The sequence below is a fragment of the Nonlabens sp. genome, assembly GCF_039941875.1.
Lineage (GTDB): Bacteria > Bacteroidota > Bacteroidia > Flavobacteriales > Flavobacteriaceae > Nonlabens.
Genome location: NZ_JBDVDQ010000023.1, coordinates 1 through 20,105 on the forward strand (window position 1 = coordinate 1; position 20,105 = coordinate 20,105).

Sequence of the window (20,105 nt, forward strand, 5' to 3'; positions counted from 1 at the left end):
TTCTTCTGTAGATGCTTTTGCAGCTGCAGCAACAAATGGATATAATTTAGTTACTATAAATAATCTGGAAGAAAATGACTTTTTATACAATCAAGTAAGTAGTTTAGGAGGTGAGATATTATTTGGTTTCAATGATGTAAACTCAGAAGGTACTTTTGTTTGGCAAGACGGTTCAACTTCTACGTATACAAATTGGAATACCTTTGAACCTAATAATGCTAATGAAGAGGATTATACAGGTTTTACAACTAATGGACTATGGAATGATATACAAGCACAAACTCTTGTTAGATATCTGATAGAGGTAGAATCGTTCTCTATAAATCAGACAGCAGGTTTAGCTTCTGGTAGTACGTTTCCAGTAGGTACTACTACTAATTCTTTTACTATAACAGACCGTTCAGGTAATACTGCTTCTTGTAGTTTTGATGTAGTTATAGTAGCAGATACTACTGCTCCAGTGGCAGATGTTGCAACGTTAACCGATGTAACCGCAGAGTGTGAGGTAACAAGTCTAATTGCACCAACAGCAACTGACGATTGTGCAGCAACAGTAACGGTAACTAACGATGCTACATTACCTATCTCAGGAGAAGGAACTACAACAGTAGTAACTTGGACTTACGATGATGGTAACGGTAATACATCTACACAAACACAAAACGTGATCATTGATGATGTAACTGCTCCAGTAGCAGGTGCAACAGTTTTAATGGACATAACAGCAGAGTGTAAAGTAACAAGTTTAACTGCTCCAACAGCAACAGATAACTGTGCGCGTACAGTAACGGTAACTAACGACGCTACATTACCTATCTCAGGAGAAGGAACTACAACAGTAGTAACTTGGACTTTTGATGACGGTAATGGTAATACCTCTACACAAACACAAAATGTAATTATAGATGACGTGACTGCTCCAGTAGCAGATGCAACAACCCTAATGGATATAATTGCAGAATGTGAAGTAACAAGTCTAGTTGCACCTACTGCAACAGATAATTGTGCAGATATGGTAACAGTGACTAATAACGTGACTTTGCCTATTACAGTTCAAGGTACAACGGTAATAACTTGGACTTATGATGACGGTAATGGAAACACATCTACACAAACCCAAAATGTGATTTTAGATGACGTAACGTTACCTGTGGCAGATGCTGCTTCTCTACCTGATTTAGTTTTTAATTGTGAGGTAGCTAGTTTAACTGCACCTACAGCAACAGATAATTGTGTAGGAATAGTAACTGGTACAGCTACTTTCCCGATTACATCATCTACGGTAGTTTCTTGGCAGTTTGATGATGGTAACGGTAACGTGAGCTCTCAAGATCAATTAGTAATTATTGAGCAAAGAGCTATAGATGCTATTGCAAACGTTACAGTTTGTGATTCATTTACCCTAGCTACTATAACCGGTGACTATTTAACTGGTTCTCAATCATATTATACGCAAAGTGATGGTAATGGTATCGCTTTCGCGGAAGCGGACACTATAAATTTCTCTGATTTTGCAAGTTATCCGGTGACCCTATATGCTTATGATACAGATATGTCAGGTTGTAGTGCACAAACTAGTTTCCAGTTGACTATTACAGAAACACCAGTTATAAATCCGATTATGGACGTGACGGCTTGTGATGAGTATGTATTACCTGTATTAAGTGTAGGTTCTTATTATTCTTTCCCAGGTGGTAACGGTAGTTTGTTAAATGCAGGTACGGTGATCGATGCGACGCAAACTTTATTCGTTTATGCAGAAGATGTATCAGGAAACTGTACAGATCAAGAGACTTTTACAGTAACTATCTTACCGTTAGATGATGCTTCATTTAATTATAACGCTACTACATATTGTCCTAGTGCTATAGATCCTACACCTGCTATAACAGGACTTGCTGGAGGGACTTTTACATCTACAGCTGGATTAGTTATAGATGCTGCAACAGGAAGTGTAGATTTAGATACTTCTATTAGGGGTACTTATTTAGTTACTTATACAACTAACGGTGATTGCCCGCAATCGACTATGGTAAGTTTTACTATTGAAGATAATGTAGCGCCTACACCAGACGTAACGGTTCTTGCAGATGTTGTTGCAGAATGTGAAGTGACTACTTTAGTAGCGCCTACTGCGACAGATGATTGTAGTGCTGTTGTAACGGTAACTAACGATGCTATATTCCCAATCACAGGAGAAGGAACTGCGACAGTAGTAACTTGGACTTATGATGACGGAAATGGTAACACATCTACACAAATACAAAATGTAATCATAGACGACGTTACTACACCAGTAGCAGATGTTGCTACACTTACCGATGTTGTTGCAGAATGTGAAGTAACTAGCCTAGTTGCACCAACAGCAACTGACAACTGTGCAAACGCAACAGTATCTGTTACTAGCGATGCGATATTCCCAATCACAGGAGAAGGAACTACAACAGTAGTAACTTGGACTTATGACGACGGTAATGGTAACACATCTACACAAATACAAAATGTAATTATAGACGACGTTACTGCACCAGTAGCAGATGTTGCTACACTTACCGATGTAATTGCAGAATGTGAAGTAACTAGCCTCGTTGCACCAACAGCTACAGACAACTGTGCAAACGCAACAGTAACGGTAACTAACGATGCGATATTCCCAATCACAGGAGAAGGAACTACAACAGTAGTAACTTGGACTTATGATGATGGAAATGGTAACACATCTACACAAACGCAAAATGTAATTATAGATGACGTTACTGCACCAGTTGCAGATGTTGTTTTACTTACAGATGTAATTGCAGAATGTGACGTAACAAGTCTAGTTGCACCAACAGCTACAGATAACTGTGCAAACGCAACAGTATCTGTTACTAACGATGCGATATTCCCAATCACAGGAGAAGGAACTACGACAGTAGTAACTTGGACTTATGATGATGGAAATGGTAACACATCTACGCAAACACAAAATGTGATTATAGATGACGTTACTGCACCAGTAGCAGATGTTGTTTTACTTACAGATGTAATTGCAGAATGTGAAGTAATTAGCCTAGTTGCACCAACGGCAACAGATAACTGTGCAAACGCAATAGTATCTGTTACTAACGATGCGATATTCCCAATCACAGGAGAAGGAACTACGACAGTAGTAACTTGGACTTATGATGATGGTAATGGTAACACAACTACACAAACACAAAATGTAATTATAGATGACGTTACAGCGCCAGTTGCAGATGTTGCTACACTTAACGATGTAATTGCAGAATGTGAAGTAACTAGTCTAGTTGCACCAACAGCAACTGACAACTGTGCAAACGCAACAGTAACTGTTTCTAACGATGCGATATTCCCAATCACAGGAGAAGGAACTACAACAGTGGTAACTTGGACTTATGATGACGGTAACGGTAACACATCTACTCAAACACAAAATGTAATTATAGACGACGTTACTGCACCAGTTGCAGATGTTGTTTTACTTACAGATGTAATTGCAGAATGTCAAGTAACAAGTCTAGTTGCACCAACGGCAACTGACAACTGTGCAAACGCAACAGTATCTGTTACTAACGATGCGCTATTCCCAATCACAGGAGAAGGAACTACAACAGTAGTAACTTGGACTTATAACGACGGTAATGGTAACACATCTACGCAAACACAAAATGTGATTATAGATGACGTTACAGCGCCAGTTGCAGATGTTGCTGCTCTTCCTACACTTAATTTTAACTGTGAAGTGACTGCATTAACAGCACCTACTTCTACAGATAATTGTACAGGAACTATTACGGCTACTAACACTGTGATATTCCCTTTAACGTCTTCTACTTTAGTAAACTGGAGTTATGATGATGGCAATGGAAACATAAGTTCTCAAGATCAACTTGTGGTGGTAGAGCTTAGAGCTATGGATGCTATTTCTGATGTTACGGTTTGTGATACATATACCTTACCTAACATATCTGGAGATTTCTTAACTGGTTCTCAGATGTATTATACTCAAAGTGGTGGTAATGGTGTCGCTTTCGCGGAAGCGGATGTATTAAATTATCTAGACTTTGCAGTATATCCGGTGACACTATATGCTTATGATGTAGATGCAGCAACAGGTTGTAGCGCCGAGACTAGTTTCTTGTTAACTATTAATGAGTCGCCAGTTATAAGCCCTATTGCAGATGTTACCATTTGTGATGAATATGTGTTGCCAGTATTAAGTGTCGGAGATTATTACACGTTCCCTGGTGGAAACGGTACAGTAATCAATGCCGGTACAGTGATAGATGCAACACAAACTATATTTGTTTATGCAGAAGATGCAAGCGGTGCTTGTACTGACGAGACTTCATTTGTTGTAAATATTACACCTAGCGATGTTTTAGGAGCAACTTTTAACGATGCTAGTTTTACTTATGACGGTAGTGTTCAATCTATATTAGTGGAAAATATACCAGCGACAGCTACGGTAGTTTATACTAATAATGATCAGGTAGACGCTGGTACTTATACAGTAACTGCAACAGTTACATCTGCTACCTCTAGTTGTAATCCTGTAGTTCTTACAGCTACTATGGTTATTGATAGAGCGCCACAGACCATTACTTTTGATTCTCTAATACGTAGAAGATTAAATGTAGATCCAGACTTCCAGCTTACAGCTAGCAGTACATCAGGACTTCCGGTAGATTACAATTTCAGTTTTACAGGTGCAACAGCTGCTGCAACGGTAAGCAACACTGGATTTGTAAACTTACTTGCCGAAGGTGAGATTCTTATATCTGCAAGTCAGGCTGGTAATGCAAATTACTTACCTGCAAGTGTGGTAGAACAAACTCTAGAAGTTTATCTAAGTGATAATGCAGATTTAGATGCCGTTACTATAGATGGTACGGTAACTAATAATCCAGCTAGTGAGATCTATTACCTTATAGACTGTGGTAGTGGTACAGACTCTGTTGAGGTGAATTTATCAAATTCTGATGGAGCAACATTTACTCCAGGTGCAACCTTTGATATTGCAACACCACGACCAGGAATTTACACACAAGAAGTAACGGTTACTGCAGATAACGGTCGCAATACTAGATCTTATATCATTACGGTAGAAAGAAGGTTTGAATTTAATGAGATTGTGGAGCAGAAGTATAACAACACTCTTGTAGTTAATAATAATTTTGATAACAATGGTGGTTATAACTTCGTTTCTTATGAATGGTTTAAGAATGGTACACTGGTAAGTACAGAACAGTTCTTTTCTGAAGGTGATAACGCTTCTGATCTTTTAGATCCTACAGCAACTTATTCTGTAAGAATGACTACAGATGCTGGTGAGGTTTTACAGACTTGTGTTTCTAGCGTGAGTTTAGGAAATACATTCTCTCTTACCGTTATAGAAAACCCTGTGATACAAGGTCGTTTATTACAAGTAAGAGCAGATTATCCTGCAGCAGAGTTAGACCATGCGATGTACCAAATATATTCTGCTCACGGGCAGTTTATTAAGGCGGTTAGTGTTCAAGGTTTAGAATCTCAAATTAGACTTTCAGAGAGTCTTCCTGTGGGGTTATATAGACTAGTTCTTATTACATCACAAAGAACAGAATCTGTAAACTTCATTAAAAACTAATCTGACTTATTATGTATAACAAACAAAATCCCATAGTACCTATGAGCCAGTTGAAAAGAAGGTTCTTAAAATTACCATTACTATCTATTGCATTATTAGGAATGTATAGTTCTTATGCGCAATCGGACTGGAAAGCATCTGTAGGAGGGCAAATGTCCTTTTCAGAACTTAGAGCAGATGAGAGTAGGTTAAATACCTCTACAGATCCTGGAGCAGGTTTTAATCTAGGTATATCCTACGGACTTAATGAAAGCTGGAGCTTGCATTCTGGTATAGGAATAAGCTATATAGAAACTAGTAATAATAGTTCCAATTATAGTGACCAGGCCGCTGCAACAGACTTTGAAGGTGAAAACTTTGAATTTAGATATAGGCTTGAGAATTATTCTGAAATTCAAAAAAGTACCATGCTATCTATACCTGTAGGTATACAGTATGAGTCTAAAGGAAGTCAGACTAGGTTTTATTCTAAAGCTGGTGCCAGTGTAAATATCTTTCTTAGTCCTAAGGTAGAAGGAAGAGCAAATTCACTGACTACTAGTGGTTACTTTGAAAGATTTAACGCAGTACTTACTGCGCCAGCATTTGCTGGTTTTGGAATTTTTGATGAAATAGAATTTTCTGAAAACGATCTAGATATTAAGAACAGTTTTAATGCTTTTCTAGAAATAGGAGTGAAGGAAAAATTTGGTTCTAATAATTGGGTTTATATAGGTTTATTTGCAGAGTATGGACTAAACGATTTGTTGGAGAACAATAACTCTAATCTGATAGAATACAACCAGAACACACCTACCGATTTTATCAATAACAGTAGTTTAAATTCTACTATAGGTAACACACCATTATTTGATAAAGTGACTCTTAATATGATAGGGTTGCGTGTCAAATATGAATTTGGTATCTAGATTTTAAAAATCTACTAACGTTAAAAAGCCTCTTCAAATTAATTTTTGAAGAGACTTTTTTATATCTAGGAAGGATTTGAAAATAGGGTATAGGTTTTGTACTCAGCACTACTGTAGCGCGTCCATTTTTTTAAGAACCTCATCAGCTTCTGCATATGCTTTATCACTCGCTGTACGATCTGTTGTGGAAAGTGTGTGGTAATCTTTCATGAGTTTCTCATACTGAGACTGCAGTTTTTCTATTTCTGTTTTCTTTTTAAATAATCCGAACATGGTGTGTAGTTTTAAAAGTAGTCGTGATGATTCTTATACCTTTCTTTTTAAGTTTTTCTATTGCATTTTTTGCAATAAAAAAAAGAGCAGTGAGAATATCAGGTGTAGATATACTTACTGCTCTTTCTTAATTTTAGGTGAGGTCTATATATTACTTCTTTTAATACTAACAGCATTTACAAACCACTGGAAAGCAAAGAAACTAATTAGAAAACCTATGACAAAAGGGTTGTCCACATTACCAGTTGTAAAACTTATAAATAAAGCAATAGAAGCGATAATAGTCATAATACCAGCAGCGAGCGGCATCATATATTTAGGTTTAGTCTCCATATAAAACATGCTCCATGGAATCATTAATATAAGTCCTGCTATGGCAACCATTAAAAACCTACCATCTTCTAGTGCAAAATAAGCAGCCACACCACTAAGTGAGGTGAATACACATATGCCAGTAAATATTACGGCTTGCTTTTCTTTCTTGCTCAATAAGAACTTTGCATATTTATTAAAGCTGAAAAGTAATTTTGAAATCGGCCCTATAATCCATGTACTTAAAGCAACTAATGCTAGTAGAATTACGATAGGAGATAGAAAAGGCTCCAGCGCTGGCACTGAGTCTGCAACATACCTTAATAATCTAGTCCCTGCATAAAAACCTATGATAAAATACCATTGATATTTTGCAGCCATATTCCCTATCCAGAATTGGTATCTCAAAAACCATCGATACACAAAATACTTAGCCTGTAAGGCCTGCATCATTCCCGATTGGGCATAAGAATTATTTGGGTCATAACGTAGAGCTTCTTTAAAATGCTCTAGCGCTTCTTTGTGTTGTCCCGTTTCTAGCTTGTTCCAGCCGTAATTTGTATGGGTATAAGAATCTTCTGGATTTTCTCCCAGCGCACCTTTTAAAGTTTCTTCAGACTCTGCTTTTTTATTCTGTTTTAATTGTGCCGTACTCTTTACATTTAAAGCGAGCAAGTTTGCTGGATCTAGAGATAAAGATTTTTCAGCCAGTTGTTCTGCTTCTTTATACCGCTTTCGCGAAAGCGATATATGAGCCAGCATCCCATAGTTTTGTGGCTCATGAGGATTTAAACTTATCGCTTCTTTAAGTAGTTCCTCGGCCTCATCATAACGTTCTACATCTAGCATTATTCTAGCCTTAGTAGCGTATAATAAGTCGGTAGATGGCGATAATCCTATAGCTATATCTATAAAATGATTAGCCTTTTTAGGATCGTCTTGAGCTAGGTTCACCTCGGCCAGTAAATGCAGACACGCGATGCTATTGGGATCTTGTGTTAATGCCTGGTTAAGCAATTGCTCTGCCTGTGGATAGCGTCTTTGCTGGAAAAGTAAATAGGCTCTTTCGTATAAGGCTTCTATCATTACTTTTTAATCTTCAAATAAGTCAGTATATCATCATACAGCCCAGATTCATTTGCGTATACAGCAAAGTTCTTTGCAGTGGTAAACCATTCCTTAGTACTAGGTTTATGTTGTTTAAGAGATTTTAAAAGATCTTTTGTGACCAGCGGTTGTGGCGCTCCTAATTTAATAGCGTCTTCTAGTTTGTTCTCTATTGCGATATCGATCACAGCTTCTATGTCTGCACCAGAATATTCTGGAGATTTCTTTGCGAGTGCTTTAGTATCTATATCTTTAGTAGGTTTCTCTTCTAATTTTAGGTCAAAAATGGCTTCACGTGCTGGAGCATCTGGTGGCGGCACAAATAATATGCGATCAAATCTTCCTGGACGTCGGAAAGCAGTATCTAGATGCCACGGCATGTTAGTCGCTCCTAAAATAAGTAGACCTTCATTATCATTAGAAATACCATCCAATTCTTGTAAAAACTGATTGATCAAATTTTTACCTGCGCTTTGTTTCATGTCACTACGACTAGCACCTAGAGCATCTATTTCATCAATAAATAAAACGCAGGGCGTATTGTTTCTAGCAACTTCAAAAATGCGGTGTAGGTTCTTTTCAGAATTACCTATCCACATATCGAGAATGTCATTGAGGCTTAAGGATATAAACTTTGCGTTAATCTGGCCAGCAGTAGCCTTTGCGATATAAGTTTTACCACATCCTGGAGGACCGTAAAGTAAAATACCACCACCTATTTTTTTACCATAAGCTTTGTAAATTTCTGGATGTAGTAAAGGCTGCACGATCTTTAAATCTATCTCGCGCTTCACATTATCCATACCACCTACATCCTTAAAACTGATTTCTGGTTTTTCTATAAAGACACTTGCTTCATTAAATCCATCGTCATACTCGTCATCATATTCATCACCGTCTTCATAATCACCTTCACTAGTAGATGGTCTTCTTAGTTGTTTATCTAACTCGTCATCACTAAAATCGGGATGAAATTTCAATAAATCCTGATAAGCATCTATTGCCTGATGGGTGTCATTAGATCTAACTAATGCTCGCGTGTAGAATAAATGAGTATCTAGATCTTTATTACCTTCTTGAATCAGGCTTTCTAAAATAACTATAGCCTTAGAATAATTTTTCTGTTTATAAGAAATAAGAGCGAGACCTATTCTAGCTTTGGGCTCTGCCTTGTACTGTAAAATAATTTCATATTCTTCCTCAGCTTCTTCTAGCATGTTAGCTAGTCGCAGGGATTCGGCCAGGTGTAATCTTAATGGGATATTATCTGGAGAGAATTCTAGTGCTTCTCTTAAATTCTGAATAGTCTTATCGTCCATTTATTTTCTTCAATAGATTTTCAAATAGGAGAGTTCTTAGTTTTTGAATCTCCATGCAACAAAGCGAGATTCTTTGTTTCCAGTAGTCATTTCTACAACTCTTACGTCTGCCTTGAGCTTTTTAAGTTGTTTAAGAGGTTTGATGAGGTTTTGCTTTCGCGAAAGCAAACACGTAAACCATCCTACCTGATTTTTAAAAGCTACAGATTCTTTAATCATGCGCTTTATAAAAAGTGCTTCACCACCGTTGCACCAAAGCTCGTGCGAGTGACCGCCAAAGTTGCGTATTTCTTCTCTAGTACCTAATTTTCTTTGCTTAGTGATATTTGCTTTTATAGCTTCTTCTTCACTAGTGTAAAAAGGAGGATTACACATCGTAAAATCATAGTTTTCTCCTTCTAGAATAACACCTTTAAAAATGTTTCCTTTATCAATTTGATGACGTATTTCTATGGCATCATTTTTTGAGGTATTCTTTTTTGCAAATCCTACACTGTCGTCATCTACATCACAGCCTACCATTTTCCAATCGTAAATAGCATTACCTAAAATTGGGTAAATAGCACTAGCACCGCAACCTATATCTAGACCAGTTCTATCCCCTTTTTCAAGAAGATCAGAAATGTGGTGTATATAGTCTGCACGACCAGGAATAGGTGGGTATAATGATTGTTCTGGAAGTTTCCAGTATTTTATTTTATAATGATGTTTTAATAAAGCGGTATTGAATTCCAGTATAGATTGTGAGTCACTAAAATCAATAGTAGCCGCTCCCGTAGGACTTTCAATTATATGTTGTTCTAATTCTGGGTGTGATTCAGTTAGTTTTTTAAAGTCGTAACCGTATCTATGTATGTTTCTTAAATGCATGATGCAAAGATACTTTAAGTAAGATATTAATAGCTATTAAGAACTTCAAAGTTATGGTTGTTCAGAGCTCTTTTAATTAAGGTAGGACTTAATGCTTTAGTTACTGAATGTGCTATAAATGTAACTGCAGTTCTCATACTGCTCTCTTCAACCGAATAAACTACCTTTGCAAAAAATTACTAGTATGAAATCCTTTGCAGATCTGAATCTTAAAACACCATTAATTAATGGATTAGAAGAATTAGGTTTTGAGACTATGACGCCTATTCAAGAAGAGGCTTTTCCAGTTATTCTTTCTGGACGTGACATGATAGGTATTGCGCAAACAGGTACTGGGAAAACGCTAGGTTACATGTTGCCATTGCTTCATGAACTTAAATATGCTCAAGTTAATGACCCTAGAGTATTAGTTCTTGTACCTACGCGAGAGCTGGTAGTACAGGTAACTGAAAATATAAATCAATATTCGAAGTATCTTAATTTACGCGTGTTAGGGATTTATGGAGGGACAAATATAAATACACAGAAAAAGGCATATGCTGACGGTGTAGATATACTAGTCGCTACGCCTGGTAGACTGTATGATCTTATTATAAGTCAAACGGTAAATTTAAAGAACTGTAAAAAAGTAGTTATTGATGAGGTAGACGTAATGCTAGATTTAGGTTTTAGATTTCAGCTTACTAATATCTTTGATCACTTACCTAATAGACGTCAGAATATTATGTTCTCTGCAACGATGACAGATCAGATAGAAGGTTTTATAAAAGAATACTTCTATAATCCTGAGAAGATTTCTATTGCTGTTTCTGGTACACGTTTAGAGAATATTGAGCAGACTGCTTATGCTGTAGAGAATTTTTACACTAAAGCAAATTTACTCATGCATTTAGTGAGTGATAGAGAGAAATTTCACAAAGTACTGGTCTTTGTGGGTAATAAGAAAAGTGCCGATAGACTACAAGAAGTACTTAGTCCACATTACGGTGGAGAGATATCTGTAATACATTCTAACAAGACACAAAATTATAGATTGCGTTCTATTGAACTTTTTGATAGTGGTGAGAGCCGTATTCTAGTTTCTACAGATGTTATGGCACGTGGACTAGATTTAGATAAAATATCGCATGTTATCAACTTAAACGTACCTGCGTTTCCTGAAAACTACATGCACCGTATAGGTAGAACCGGTCGTGCTGAAGAAAAGGGTAGGTCTATCTTATTCTACACTGAAAAAGAAAGAGAAGATAAGGAGAACATAGAGGAATTAATGAGTTATAAAATTCCAGAATTAGAATTTCCAGAAGAAGTAGAGATTTCAAAACAAAAAACACCAGAAGAGAAACCTGTAGTACGTGAGATTTTTAATCCTCATAAAGTAATAGAAGAACAACGTGGAGCAGCTTTTCATGAAAAAAGCGAAAAGAATTCTAAAACCAATGAAGGTGGTAGTTACCGTCGCATCATAGCAGCAAAGTATAAGAAACCTAAAACTCGTGGTGATAAAGGAGCTAACAGACGTCGTAAAAAGTAGTCTAGTTAGAGTCCATTTTATTCTTTATTTATTGATACCAATTTACATTTTCAAAGTGGTACTAGAAGTCTGGTAACAATTTCTTAATGTAGGTATCTACTTATGTAAGCGTCTGAAAATCTTATTTTCGCGAAAAATTAAATTAATTTGAAGAAGCTATTATTTTTTTGTTTCATAATTCTTAGTGCAACGTTTGTAAATGCACAAGCGGTAAACACGGCATATTTGTGTTTAAGTAATGGAGATGTGGTTCTTGCAGATCTAAGCTCTTGTAGTTCTACAGTAGTTGCTACAAACAGTCAGTCCATGTTTGACATAGCACAAGGTGATACAGCTACTACTCTTTATGGAATACGTAATACAGAGTTGTACTTAATAGATCTTAATACTGGAAACTTTAACTTACTAGGTAGTCTTAATATTATAGGATATAGTGGTAGTTTTAGAGTAGATTCACTGGTAAAAGAGCAAAATGGTGTTTTACTAGGTGTGAATAAAAATGGTCAAGGTGAGCTTTTTAGAATTAATGTAGCCTCACTTACTGCTACTAATTTAGGAGCAACAGGTTTCAATAGCGCAGGAGATTTAACTTATTTTAATGGAGATCTTTATTTAAGTGCGACTAATAGTGAACTGGTACAAATTAACGTAGCAAACCCAAGTGCATCTTTCTTAATAGGTAGTATGGCAAGTAGTGGTTTTGGAAATGTTTTTGGTGTTGTAACTATTATAACAGCAAATCCATGCTCTGCTACACCTACCATAGAGCTAGTTGCAACAGGTGGACGTACCACTAAATTTGTAGACGTAACTAACGGTAATACCACTAATAACTGTACTAATTTTGCACCTTCAGATATATTTGGTGCTGCAGAGGTAACGTCAGACATACTTTGCCCTATTAATGTAGAGATTATCGATACCACACGCATGAGTCCTGACCCTACCTCATACTGCAGTCAGGCAACTACAACTTTAAGCGCAAATGCAGATCCTGCTGTGGCATTAGGAACCTATTCTTATGAGTGGAGAGAGCAGGGTAGTACTGCCGTTATAGGAACTAACAGTACATTACCTATAATGATTAATACAACTACTGTTTATGAATGTACTATAACAGACAGCGGTATTGCACCACCAGATAACTTTGCAGTAGACGCGATTACTATAATTGTAGATCCTATGCCTACATGGGTGCCACTAGGTGCTATTTATGCAAACTCAACTTATACACTACCTGGAATTGCCGGTACTAACGTGCCTGCTAACAGTGCTTATTATACAGGTCCTAATGGAACAGGGACACTATATAACGTAGGTGATGTAGTTACCGAACTAGATTTTATAACTAATCCTGTCACTTTATATATTTATGGAGATGAGACTAACGGTTGTGAAATAACAGGACAGTTTGATCTAGAATTTGTAGATGTGCAACTAGTAATAACTCCAGGCGGTATACAAGATATTTGTGCAGGTGAAACAGTGACTCTAACAGTCACACCTACACCAGCAACAGCATACGGAACTTACACCTATAATTGGACAGATTCTCAAAACACGGTTTATCCTAACACCGATACTATAGTTTTTACGGCAACAGTAGATACTACGGTAGCGGTAATGGTAAATGACTCTGGTGTAGAAAATGGTGTAGATATGGGATTTGATATGACAGATTTTAATGTCTTGACACCAGTAGATATTACAGCTATAGCTGATCAAACAGCGACTTCTACTTTTACTTTTCCAACTATTAATGGAACTGGATTAACCGCTGGAGAACGTTATTATACACAACCCAATGGTATGGGAACTGCATATGATGCAGGTGATATAGTGAATGCAACAGATTTCGCATCGCTACCGGTAACCCTTTACATCTATGACACTAACGGTTCATGTGAGGACGAAGAGAGTTTTGTACTCAACTTTGATACACCGTTACCGTTAACGGTTTCTATCAGTGCTACCGCAAATGATTTTTGTGCCGGAGAAATAACAAATTTAACTGCCACACCTAATCCTGCTATGGCGCAAGGAGCTTATTCTTATCAATGGGTGGAGCAAGGCACAACGGCCGTATTATCTATAAGCAATACACTAACGGTAACACCACTAGTAAATACTGTATATGAATGTACGGTGACAGATAGTGGGTTAACTACTAATAATACAGCAACATCAACTATTACAATTAATGTAATCGATGTGCCAGTTATTGATGTGATAAATAATCAAAATAGTACCACCACATTTACATTTCCTAATATCACAGGTATGAACTTGAGCGGTAATGAGATGTTCTTTACACAACCAGACGGTTTAGGAACAGCTTATGCTATTGGAGATGTAATAGATAGAATAGAGTTTGCTAGTTATCCAGTTACTATTTATGCCTATGATGTAAATGCGTCAGGCTGTAGTGATGAGATTAGTTTTAACCTGGTGATAACAGAAGATGTAATTATTCCAGAGCCAGAGATAGAGTTGTTTCATGTGCCAGATTACATGACACCTAATAATGATGGGTATCACGATTACTGGCAAATAGAGGTTTTTGAACCGTCCGTTCAATTCAGTGATATCTATATTTTTGATAGGTACGGTAAATTACTTAAACAACTCTCTATCGATGGTCCAGGCTGGGACGCTACCTATAATAATAACCCATTGCCATCTTCTAGTTATTGGTATAGTTTTGAATATACCTATGATGGAGTTACAGTTTTAGAAAAGGGATTCTTTGCAGTAAAACGTTAAGACGGTGGATCAATTTATCGCCCGTATTAGAAATGATTATTTTAATAAGTTCGCTTTCGCGAAAGCGGAATTTCAACAACCATAACACTAATTAACACTAAACGACCTAAAAGTGGTCTAATAGTTGAAAAGTGATGGTAGAATATGTCCAAAAGTGTAAGAGGACTTAACTATATTGCACACCTTAATTTAAAGAAAATGAAAAAATTACTTTTAGTATTATTTTTAGCTGCTGGAACAGCAATGGCACAAACTGGATATGTAGCATCTGAAGCTCTTCTTCAATCTATGCCAGAATTTCAAACAGCACAACAAGAAATCACTAAATATGCAGAGTCTATTAAAGCAGATGATGCAAAAGCAGAGAACAATGCCAGAACTAGAATGGCAGAGTTGCAACAAAAAGTACAAGAGTTATCTAAAACGGCAACTGACGAAGCTGCTTTTAATAAAGAAGTAGAAGTTTACAAGACACAAGCAGCTGCTATTGAGAGCGAGTTAGTGAATAGTAAAAGAATCGCAGAGCAAAGACTAGGTGAGAAACAAAACAAATTAATCACTCCGCTTACCATCAAGTTGAATGAGGCGATTAAAAAAGTAGCTCTTGCGAGAGGTTATAAAGTAGTAGTAGATATTAATTCTATAGCTTATGCAACTGAAGATACTAACATAAGTCAGGATGTAGCTAGAGAATTAGGTATTCCTATGCCGTCTAACTAAGACTTAAATGTTATTATTTAAAAGTCACTCCTTATGGGAGTGACTTTTTTTTTGGAATTTTCTTAAGGTAGATTATGTTAAATTCCTTAACATTGTTTAAAATAGATGAAGAACCATATTATATTTGTTTATACAATAGTTCCTTTTACATAACTTATGTCAATACCTACAAAACGATTTAATTTTTTCATGCATACGTGCATGATAATTATATGCGCTTTGGTTTTAAGTCAGCCAGTGATTGAGGTATTTGTAAAACTTGATAATAATATTTCCGTTATCGATACAGATGTAGACAGTGACTTTGATGTAGAAGAGAATTCAAAAAAAGAACTAGAGGACGAGTCAACTTTTAATGATTTCTATTTTTTAGCTTCAAATGACGAGATTCTGAATAAAATCGTTTTAAATTATTTAATCGATTTAGTTTGGGAAAGTCATTCTCAAGAAATTCTTATACCGCCGCCTAAAGGGATGCTAGCATAACATCCGTAGAGATAATATCTCAAATTTTATATTTTTCAACAAATTGGTTTTACAGTTGAATCAATTTTTTAAAGTTCCTTTATTTATGAGGGACAACACATATTTTATGCATTATTCAAATCCGTTTAAGAATTTTAAAAACGATATCCCGGCTAGTGTCGTGGTGTTTTTTGTTGCTTTACCTTTATGTCTTGGTATAGCACTAGCAAGTGGAGCACCACCATTTGCTGGACTCATAGCTGGTATTATAGGTGGTATTGTTGTAGGCTCTATAAGTGGCTCTAATATAGGTGTCAGTGGTCCGGCTGCTGGACTTGCTTCTATAGTAGCCCTTGCGATTAAGGACTTTGGTGGTCTAGATAATGGAGGTTTTGAAATTTTATTAGTCGCCGTGGTGATGAGTGGAGTGATACAAATCGTTCTAGGTTTATTAAAAGCAGGAATTATTGGTTATTACTTTCCATCATCAGTTATTAAAGGGATGTTAGTTGGTATAGGTGTGATTATTATATCTAAACAGATTCCTCATTTTTTTGGGCTAGATGAAAATTATGAAGGAGCTTGGGATTTCTTCCAAGAAGATGGAGAGAATACTATTACTGAGATTTTAAGGATAGGAGAGTTTATAAGTCCAGGAGCTACGCTTGTAGGTTTTATAGGTCTAGGGATACTATTACTTTGGAATAATGTCTTGAATGGTAAGTCAAAGATCTTTGAAATTATTCAGGGACCTTTAGTTGCCGTGGTTTTGGGAATTATATATTATGTTCTTACAATGGATGCAGGATATTGGAGTATTTCTACAGATCATTTAGTAAAAGTTCCCGTACCAGAAGATTTTGATTCTTTTGTAGGGCAGTTTAGGTTTCCAGATTTTTCTCAGGCTTTAAGAGGTGATGTTATTTTAGTTGGTTTTACTATTGCCCTTGTAGCATCTTTAGAAACCTTGTTATGTGTAGAGGCGACTGATAAATTAGATCCGCGTAAGAGAGTGACACCTACTAATAGAGAATTAATAGCACAAGGAACCGGTAATATACTTTCTGGTCTCGTAGGTGGTTTACCTATCACACAAGTTATTGTAAGAAGTAGTGCAAACATTCAGTCTGGTGGTAGAACAAAGATGAGTGCTATTTTACATGGATTCTTGTTACTGGCATCAGTAATTTTGATTCCTACTTTAATGAATAAAATACCTTTGTCAGTTCTTGCAGCCATACTTTTAGTAGTAGGTTATAAACTAGCAAAGCCGTCGACATTTAAACAAATGTGGAAAGCAGGTTGGAGACAGTTTATACCATTTATTGTAACGGTTGTGTTGTTGTATTTTAATTTCTTGTTAGGAGTAGGAGTAGGGCTTGCTATAGGAATTATAGTTACACTTTATCAGAGTTTTCAAAACTCTCATTTTCTTCATGCGACACAAAGCCATGAAGATGGTAGAAATGAAGTGAAAATGGTCCTTGCAGAAGAGGTGACTTTCTTTAATAAAGCAACAATTTTAAAAGAATTAGATAACTTGCCAGAAAATACTTTTCTAGAATTAGACGTTAGAAAAACAAGTTATCTAGACCATGATGTTATAGAGATACTCGATGATTTTAGAGAAAAAGCAAAAAATCGTAAAATTAATATCAAATTGATATCTGAAAGAGGTATTATTGAGAATCCTGAAAGCTTCTTAGAGTTTTTTAAATTAAGACCTAAGCAAGACAAATTAAAATTTAAAAGGTAGAAGAATGAAAGCACATACTAAAGAGTCTCAATCTACAATGACACCTGAAAAGGCGGTTCAGTTTTTATCTGAAGGTAATGAGAGATTTCAAAATAACTTAAAAGCAAATCGCAACCTGTTACAACAGGTTAATGATACTAGTGAGGGACAGTTTCCTTTTGCTACTATATTGAGCTGTATAGATTCTAGAGTATCTGCAGAGCTTATTTTTGATCAAGGTCTAGGTGATATTTTTAGTGTACGTATCGCAGGTAACTTTGTAAATGAAGATATTCTAGGAAGTATGGAATTTGCTTCTAAACTAGCAGGTACTAAATTGATAGTTGTTTTAGGACACACAAGTTGTGGTGCCATTAAAGGAGCCTGTGATCATGCTAGACTAGGTAATCTTACTAAATTAATACAGAAGATAGAACCAGCAGTAGATGCTGTAGAAGAGCCTAAAGAAGAAGATAAACGTAATTCAAAGAATCTAGAATTTGTGGATGCTGTCTCTGCAAAGAATGTGGAATTAACGATTGCTAGAATACGTAAAGAAAGTCCAGTTCTTAAAGAAATGGAAGATAATGGTGATATAAAAATAGTAGGAGCAATGTATAATGTTGCTACTGGTGCTGTAGATTTTTATTAATAAAACTATAGCCTAATTCTAACTTATTAAAAAGTGCCTTTTGCAATAGTAAAAGGCACTTTTTTTATAAATTAAATATATCTGTTTTTTCTAGTTCTAGAGATGCAGTTTCATAACCTATATCAAATATTTCTCGCAACGCTTTAAAATTAAATAACCCATAGTTATATAGTTTATCTGGTTCTATAAGAAGATCGCATTGTGTGAATTTTATTTTATCCTGATGGTATTGATTAATCGCATAAGCTCTACTAGCCACATCATAAGAATGCTTTAATTTACGACTCTTTAGGTCTACCTTATTTACATAACTCCCTATTTTAAGGTCACAATCGTCTAATAAATCAATGGGAAAGTTATTGATTACGCCGCCATCTACATAGATATTACCATCTATTTCTATAGGAGTGAAAATACCAGGAAAAGCAGCGCTGGCTAGAATAGCGTTATAAATTTCTCCTTTTTTAAATACCTTAAGTTTACCTGTGTTCAAGTCTGTAGCAGTAACAGATAATGGTGTTTTTAGGCATTCAAAATTGTTCTCTGGAATGTAATGCGATAAATTCTCCATAAATACAGAAGAATTTATAAAACCTGCCTGTCTGAAAGCAAATTTTCTAGGATGAAAAAGATTAGATTTCTGAAAGAAATTAAATATATCGTCCACATCTGTTCCCATAGCGTATAGAGCACCCACAAGCGCACCAGCACTTGTACCAGTTATTTGATGGACAGTAATATTCTTCTCTTGCAGTGCCTTTATAACACCGGCATGAGCAATACCTCTAACACCACCTCCAGAAAGTGCAATACCTATTTTCATTTAATTTTATTCTTTTACTTCTTTTATTTCGTCGTTCTTCTTAATAAATAAATAATATCCATTTACCAGTAAAATTCCTAAATTAGTAATAATGATAGGAATGTTAACGGTATCAAATAAGAAACCATAAAGTATAAATATCGCACAACCTAATGAATTCACAATACGCAATGTATTGATGTTTTTCATAAAAAAGGATATTAATACAACTGCACTCGCTGCATATCCTACTAAATCTAATGTTTCTGTACCGAATTCCATATTTTAATTTTGCAGCCGCAATATAACCGTTTATAAGTCACATCTTAATATTCATCTTCATTTTACGGTTGTTCATAGTATCAAATAAAGGATTACACATACATGCAATAAGCCATAAACTAACTTAAAATGTATTCTTTAATACCTAAATTTGCTGTATCAAACCCAGTTTATGGAATACGAATATATAAAGTCATTGCACCTCATTTTTGTCATCACTTGGTTTGCTGGCTTGTTCTACATACCGCGATTATTTGTTTATCAGATAGAAGCTCATGCAAAACCAGAACCTGAAAAAAGCATCTTGCTTAAACAATTAAAAATTATGACCAGCAGGTTGTGGTTTATCATCACTTGGCCCAGCGCTATTCTAGCTATTAGTTTTGCTATTTACTTGCTCATTTTAAGGCCTAGTTATTTAGAACAATCGTGGATGCAAGTAAAATTAGGTTTTGTGGTATTGCTCGTTATTTATCAAATTAAATCTCATTTTATACAGAAAGAGTTACAAAATGATGTAGTAAAGTGGACCTCAAATGGTATGCGTATTTATAACGAAGGTGCGACATTAATACTGTTTGCAGTCGTCTTTTTAGTGATCTTAAAAAGCGCTGTCAATTGGGTGTATGGACTAGTTGGCCTTCTTGTTTTTGCAGTTATTTTAATGCTTCTTTTTAAATTATATAAAAGAATAAGAGAGAAGAATAATAGTTAGAGTTTGATGTGATTCC

At 35.9% G+C, this 20,105-nt stretch carries 15 protein-coding genes; 9 read left to right on the plus strand and 6 right to left on the minus strand.

Annotated features, from left to right (window positions below; all coding sequences use genetic code 11):
* Together ABJF08_RS13405 and ABJF08_RS13410 are read left to right on the plus strand one after the other, a co-directional pair.
* Window positions 1-5,632: HYR domain-containing protein (locus ABJF08_RS13405; protein WP_348116763.1), on the plus strand; the 5,632-nt coding region annotated here is incomplete at its 5' end.
* A gap of 11 nt (window positions 5,633-5,643) precedes the next feature.
* Complete coding sequence (locus ABJF08_RS13410; RefSeq protein WP_348116764.1) at window positions 5,644-6,540, plus strand: outer membrane beta-barrel protein; 897 nt, start codon at window positions 5,644-5,646, stop codon at window positions 6,538-6,540.
* 108 nt (window positions 6,541-6,648) lie between these two features.
* Here the strand turns inward: ABJF08_RS13410 and ABJF08_RS13415 are convergent, their stop codons facing one another.
* The 4 genes from ABJF08_RS13415 to rlmF all read right to left on the minus strand — a co-directional run bounded on the left by ABJF08_RS13415 (window position 6,649) and on the right by rlmF (window position 10,421).
* Window positions 6,649-6,813 (minus strand): Lacal_2735 family protein, encoded by a 165-nt coding sequence (locus tag ABJF08_RS13415; RefSeq protein WP_348116766.1) that lies wholly within the window; start codon window positions 6,811-6,813, stop codon window positions 6,649-6,651.
* A 144-nt stretch (window positions 6,814-6,957) separates the two neighbouring features.
* Complete coding sequence (locus tag ABJF08_RS13420) at window positions 6,958-8,211, minus strand: tetratricopeptide repeat protein (RefSeq protein ID WP_348116767.1); 1,254 nt, start codon at window positions 8,209-8,211, stop codon at window positions 6,958-6,960.
* A complete protein-coding gene (locus tag ABJF08_RS13425) occupies window positions 8,211-9,551 on the minus strand; it encodes an AAA family ATPase (protein ID WP_348116768.1) in 1,341 nt (446 codons plus the stop codon). The genes ABJF08_RS13420 and ABJF08_RS13425 overlap by 1 nt, the downstream gene beginning before the upstream one ends.
* A 36-nt stretch (window positions 9,552-9,587) precedes the next feature.
* Window positions 9,588-10,421: a 23S rRNA (adenine(1618)-N(6))-methyltransferase RlmF gene (gene rlmF, locus ABJF08_RS13430; RefSeq protein WP_348116769.1), complete on the minus strand. Its 834-nt coding sequence runs from the start codon at window positions 10,419-10,421 to the stop codon at window positions 9,588-9,590.
* A 184-nt stretch (window positions 10,422-10,605) separates the two neighbouring features.
* Between rlmF and ABJF08_RS13435 the strand changes: the two genes are divergently transcribed.
* From ABJF08_RS13435 to ABJF08_RS13460, 6 genes are all read left to right on the plus strand, one after another.
* Complete coding sequence (locus ABJF08_RS13435) at window positions 10,606-11,955, plus strand: DEAD/DEAH box helicase (protein ID WP_348116770.1); 1,350 nt, start codon at window positions 10,606-10,608, stop codon at window positions 11,953-11,955.
* A gap of 147 nt (window positions 11,956-12,102) precedes the next feature.
* Window positions 12,103-14,718: a T9SS type B sorting domain-containing protein gene (locus ABJF08_RS13440; protein ID WP_348116771.1), complete on the plus strand. Its 2,616-nt coding sequence runs from the start codon at window positions 12,103-12,105 to the stop codon at window positions 14,716-14,718.
* A 198-nt stretch (window positions 14,719-14,916) separates the two neighbouring features.
* Window positions 14,917-15,438 (plus strand): OmpH family outer membrane protein, encoded by a 522-nt coding sequence (locus tag ABJF08_RS13445; protein WP_348116772.1) that lies wholly within the window; start codon window positions 14,917-14,919, stop codon window positions 15,436-15,438.
* A 156-nt stretch (window positions 15,439-15,594) separates the two neighbouring features.
* Window positions 15,595-15,924 (plus strand): hypothetical protein, encoded by a 330-nt coding sequence (locus tag ABJF08_RS13450; RefSeq protein ID WP_348116773.1) that lies wholly within the window; start codon window positions 15,595-15,597, stop codon window positions 15,922-15,924.
* Window positions 15,925-16,030: 106 nt separating this feature from the next.
* Window positions 16,031-17,659 carry a SulP family inorganic anion transporter gene (locus ABJF08_RS13455; protein WP_348116774.1) on the plus strand — a complete coding sequence of 543 codons (1,629 nt, stop codon included), beginning with the start codon at window positions 16,031-16,033 and terminating at the stop codon, window positions 17,657-17,659.
* A 4-nt stretch (window positions 17,660-17,663) separates the two neighbouring features.
* Entirely contained in the window at window positions 17,664-18,290 is a 627-nt protein-coding gene (locus ABJF08_RS13460) for a carbonic anhydrase family protein (RefSeq protein WP_348116775.1), read from the plus strand.
* Window positions 18,291-18,354: 64 nt separating this feature from the next.
* On the opposite strand, the gene ABJF08_RS13465 is transcribed toward ABJF08_RS13460, so the two are convergent.
* Entirely contained in the window at window positions 18,355-19,113 is a 759-nt protein-coding gene (locus ABJF08_RS13465; protein WP_348116776.1) for a patatin-like phospholipase family protein, read from the minus strand.
* A 6-nt stretch (window positions 19,114-19,119) separates the two neighbouring features.
* On the minus strand, window positions 19,120-19,374 hold the full coding sequence (locus ABJF08_RS13470; protein WP_348116777.1) for a uroporphyrinogen decarboxylase: 255 nt from the start codon (window positions 19,372-19,374) through the stop codon (window positions 19,120-19,122).
* A gap of 172 nt (window positions 19,375-19,546) precedes the next feature.
* Here ABJF08_RS13470 and ABJF08_RS13475 point away from each other — a divergent pair, with 172 nt between their 5' ends.
* Window positions 19,547-20,089, plus strand: coding sequence for a CopD family protein (locus ABJF08_RS13475; protein WP_348116778.1), 543 nt, complete (start codon window positions 19,547-19,549; stop codon window positions 20,087-20,089).
* The last annotated feature ends 16 nt before the right edge of the window (window positions 20,090-20,105 follow it).

What these genes read in the sequence shown, in the direction of transcription:
- ABJF08_RS13410 (WP_348116764.1), top strand. Translation starts at nt 5,644, where the DNA reads ATGTATAACAAACAAAATCCCATAGTACCTATGAGCCAGTTGAAAAGA.
- ABJF08_RS13415 (WP_348116766.1), bottom strand. Translation starts at nt 6,813, where the DNA reads ATGTTCGGATTATTTAAAAAGAAAACAGAAATAGAAAAACTGCAGTCT.
- ABJF08_RS13420 (WP_348116767.1), bottom strand. Translation starts at nt 8,211, where the DNA reads ATGATAGAAGCCTTATACGAAAGAGCCTATTTACTTTTCCAGCAAAGA.
- ABJF08_RS13425 (WP_348116768.1), bottom strand. Translation starts at nt 9,551, where the DNA reads ATGGACGATAAGACTATTCAGAATTTAAGAGAAGCACTAGAATTCTCT.
- rlmF (WP_348116769.1), bottom strand. Translation starts at nt 10,421, where the DNA reads ATGCATTTAAGAAACATACATAGATACGGTTACGACTTTAAAAAACTA.
- ABJF08_RS13435 (WP_348116770.1), top strand. Translation starts at nt 10,606, where the DNA reads ATGAAATCCTTTGCAGATCTGAATCTTAAAACACCATTAATTAATGGA.
- ABJF08_RS13445 (WP_348116772.1), top strand. Translation starts at nt 14,917, where the DNA reads ATGAAAAAATTACTTTTAGTATTATTTTTAGCTGCTGGAACAGCAATG.
- ABJF08_RS13450 (WP_348116773.1), top strand. Translation starts at nt 15,595, where the DNA reads ATGTCAATACCTACAAAACGATTTAATTTTTTCATGCATACGTGCATG.
- ABJF08_RS13455 (WP_348116774.1), top strand. Translation starts at nt 16,031, where the DNA reads ATGCATTATTCAAATCCGTTTAAGAATTTTAAAAACGATATCCCGGCT.
- ABJF08_RS13460 (WP_348116775.1), top strand. Translation starts at nt 17,664, where the DNA reads ATGAAAGCACATACTAAAGAGTCTCAATCTACAATGACACCTGAAAAG.
- ABJF08_RS13465 (WP_348116776.1), bottom strand. Translation starts at nt 19,113, where the DNA reads ATGAAAATAGGTATTGCACTTTCTGGAGGTGGTGTTAGAGGTATTGCT.
- ABJF08_RS13470 (WP_348116777.1), bottom strand. Translation starts at nt 19,374, where the DNA reads ATGGAATTCGGTACAGAAACATTAGATTTAGTAGGATATGCAGCGAGT.
- ABJF08_RS13475 (WP_348116778.1), top strand. Translation starts at nt 19,547, where the DNA reads ATGGAATACGAATATATAAAGTCATTGCACCTCATTTTTGTCATCACT.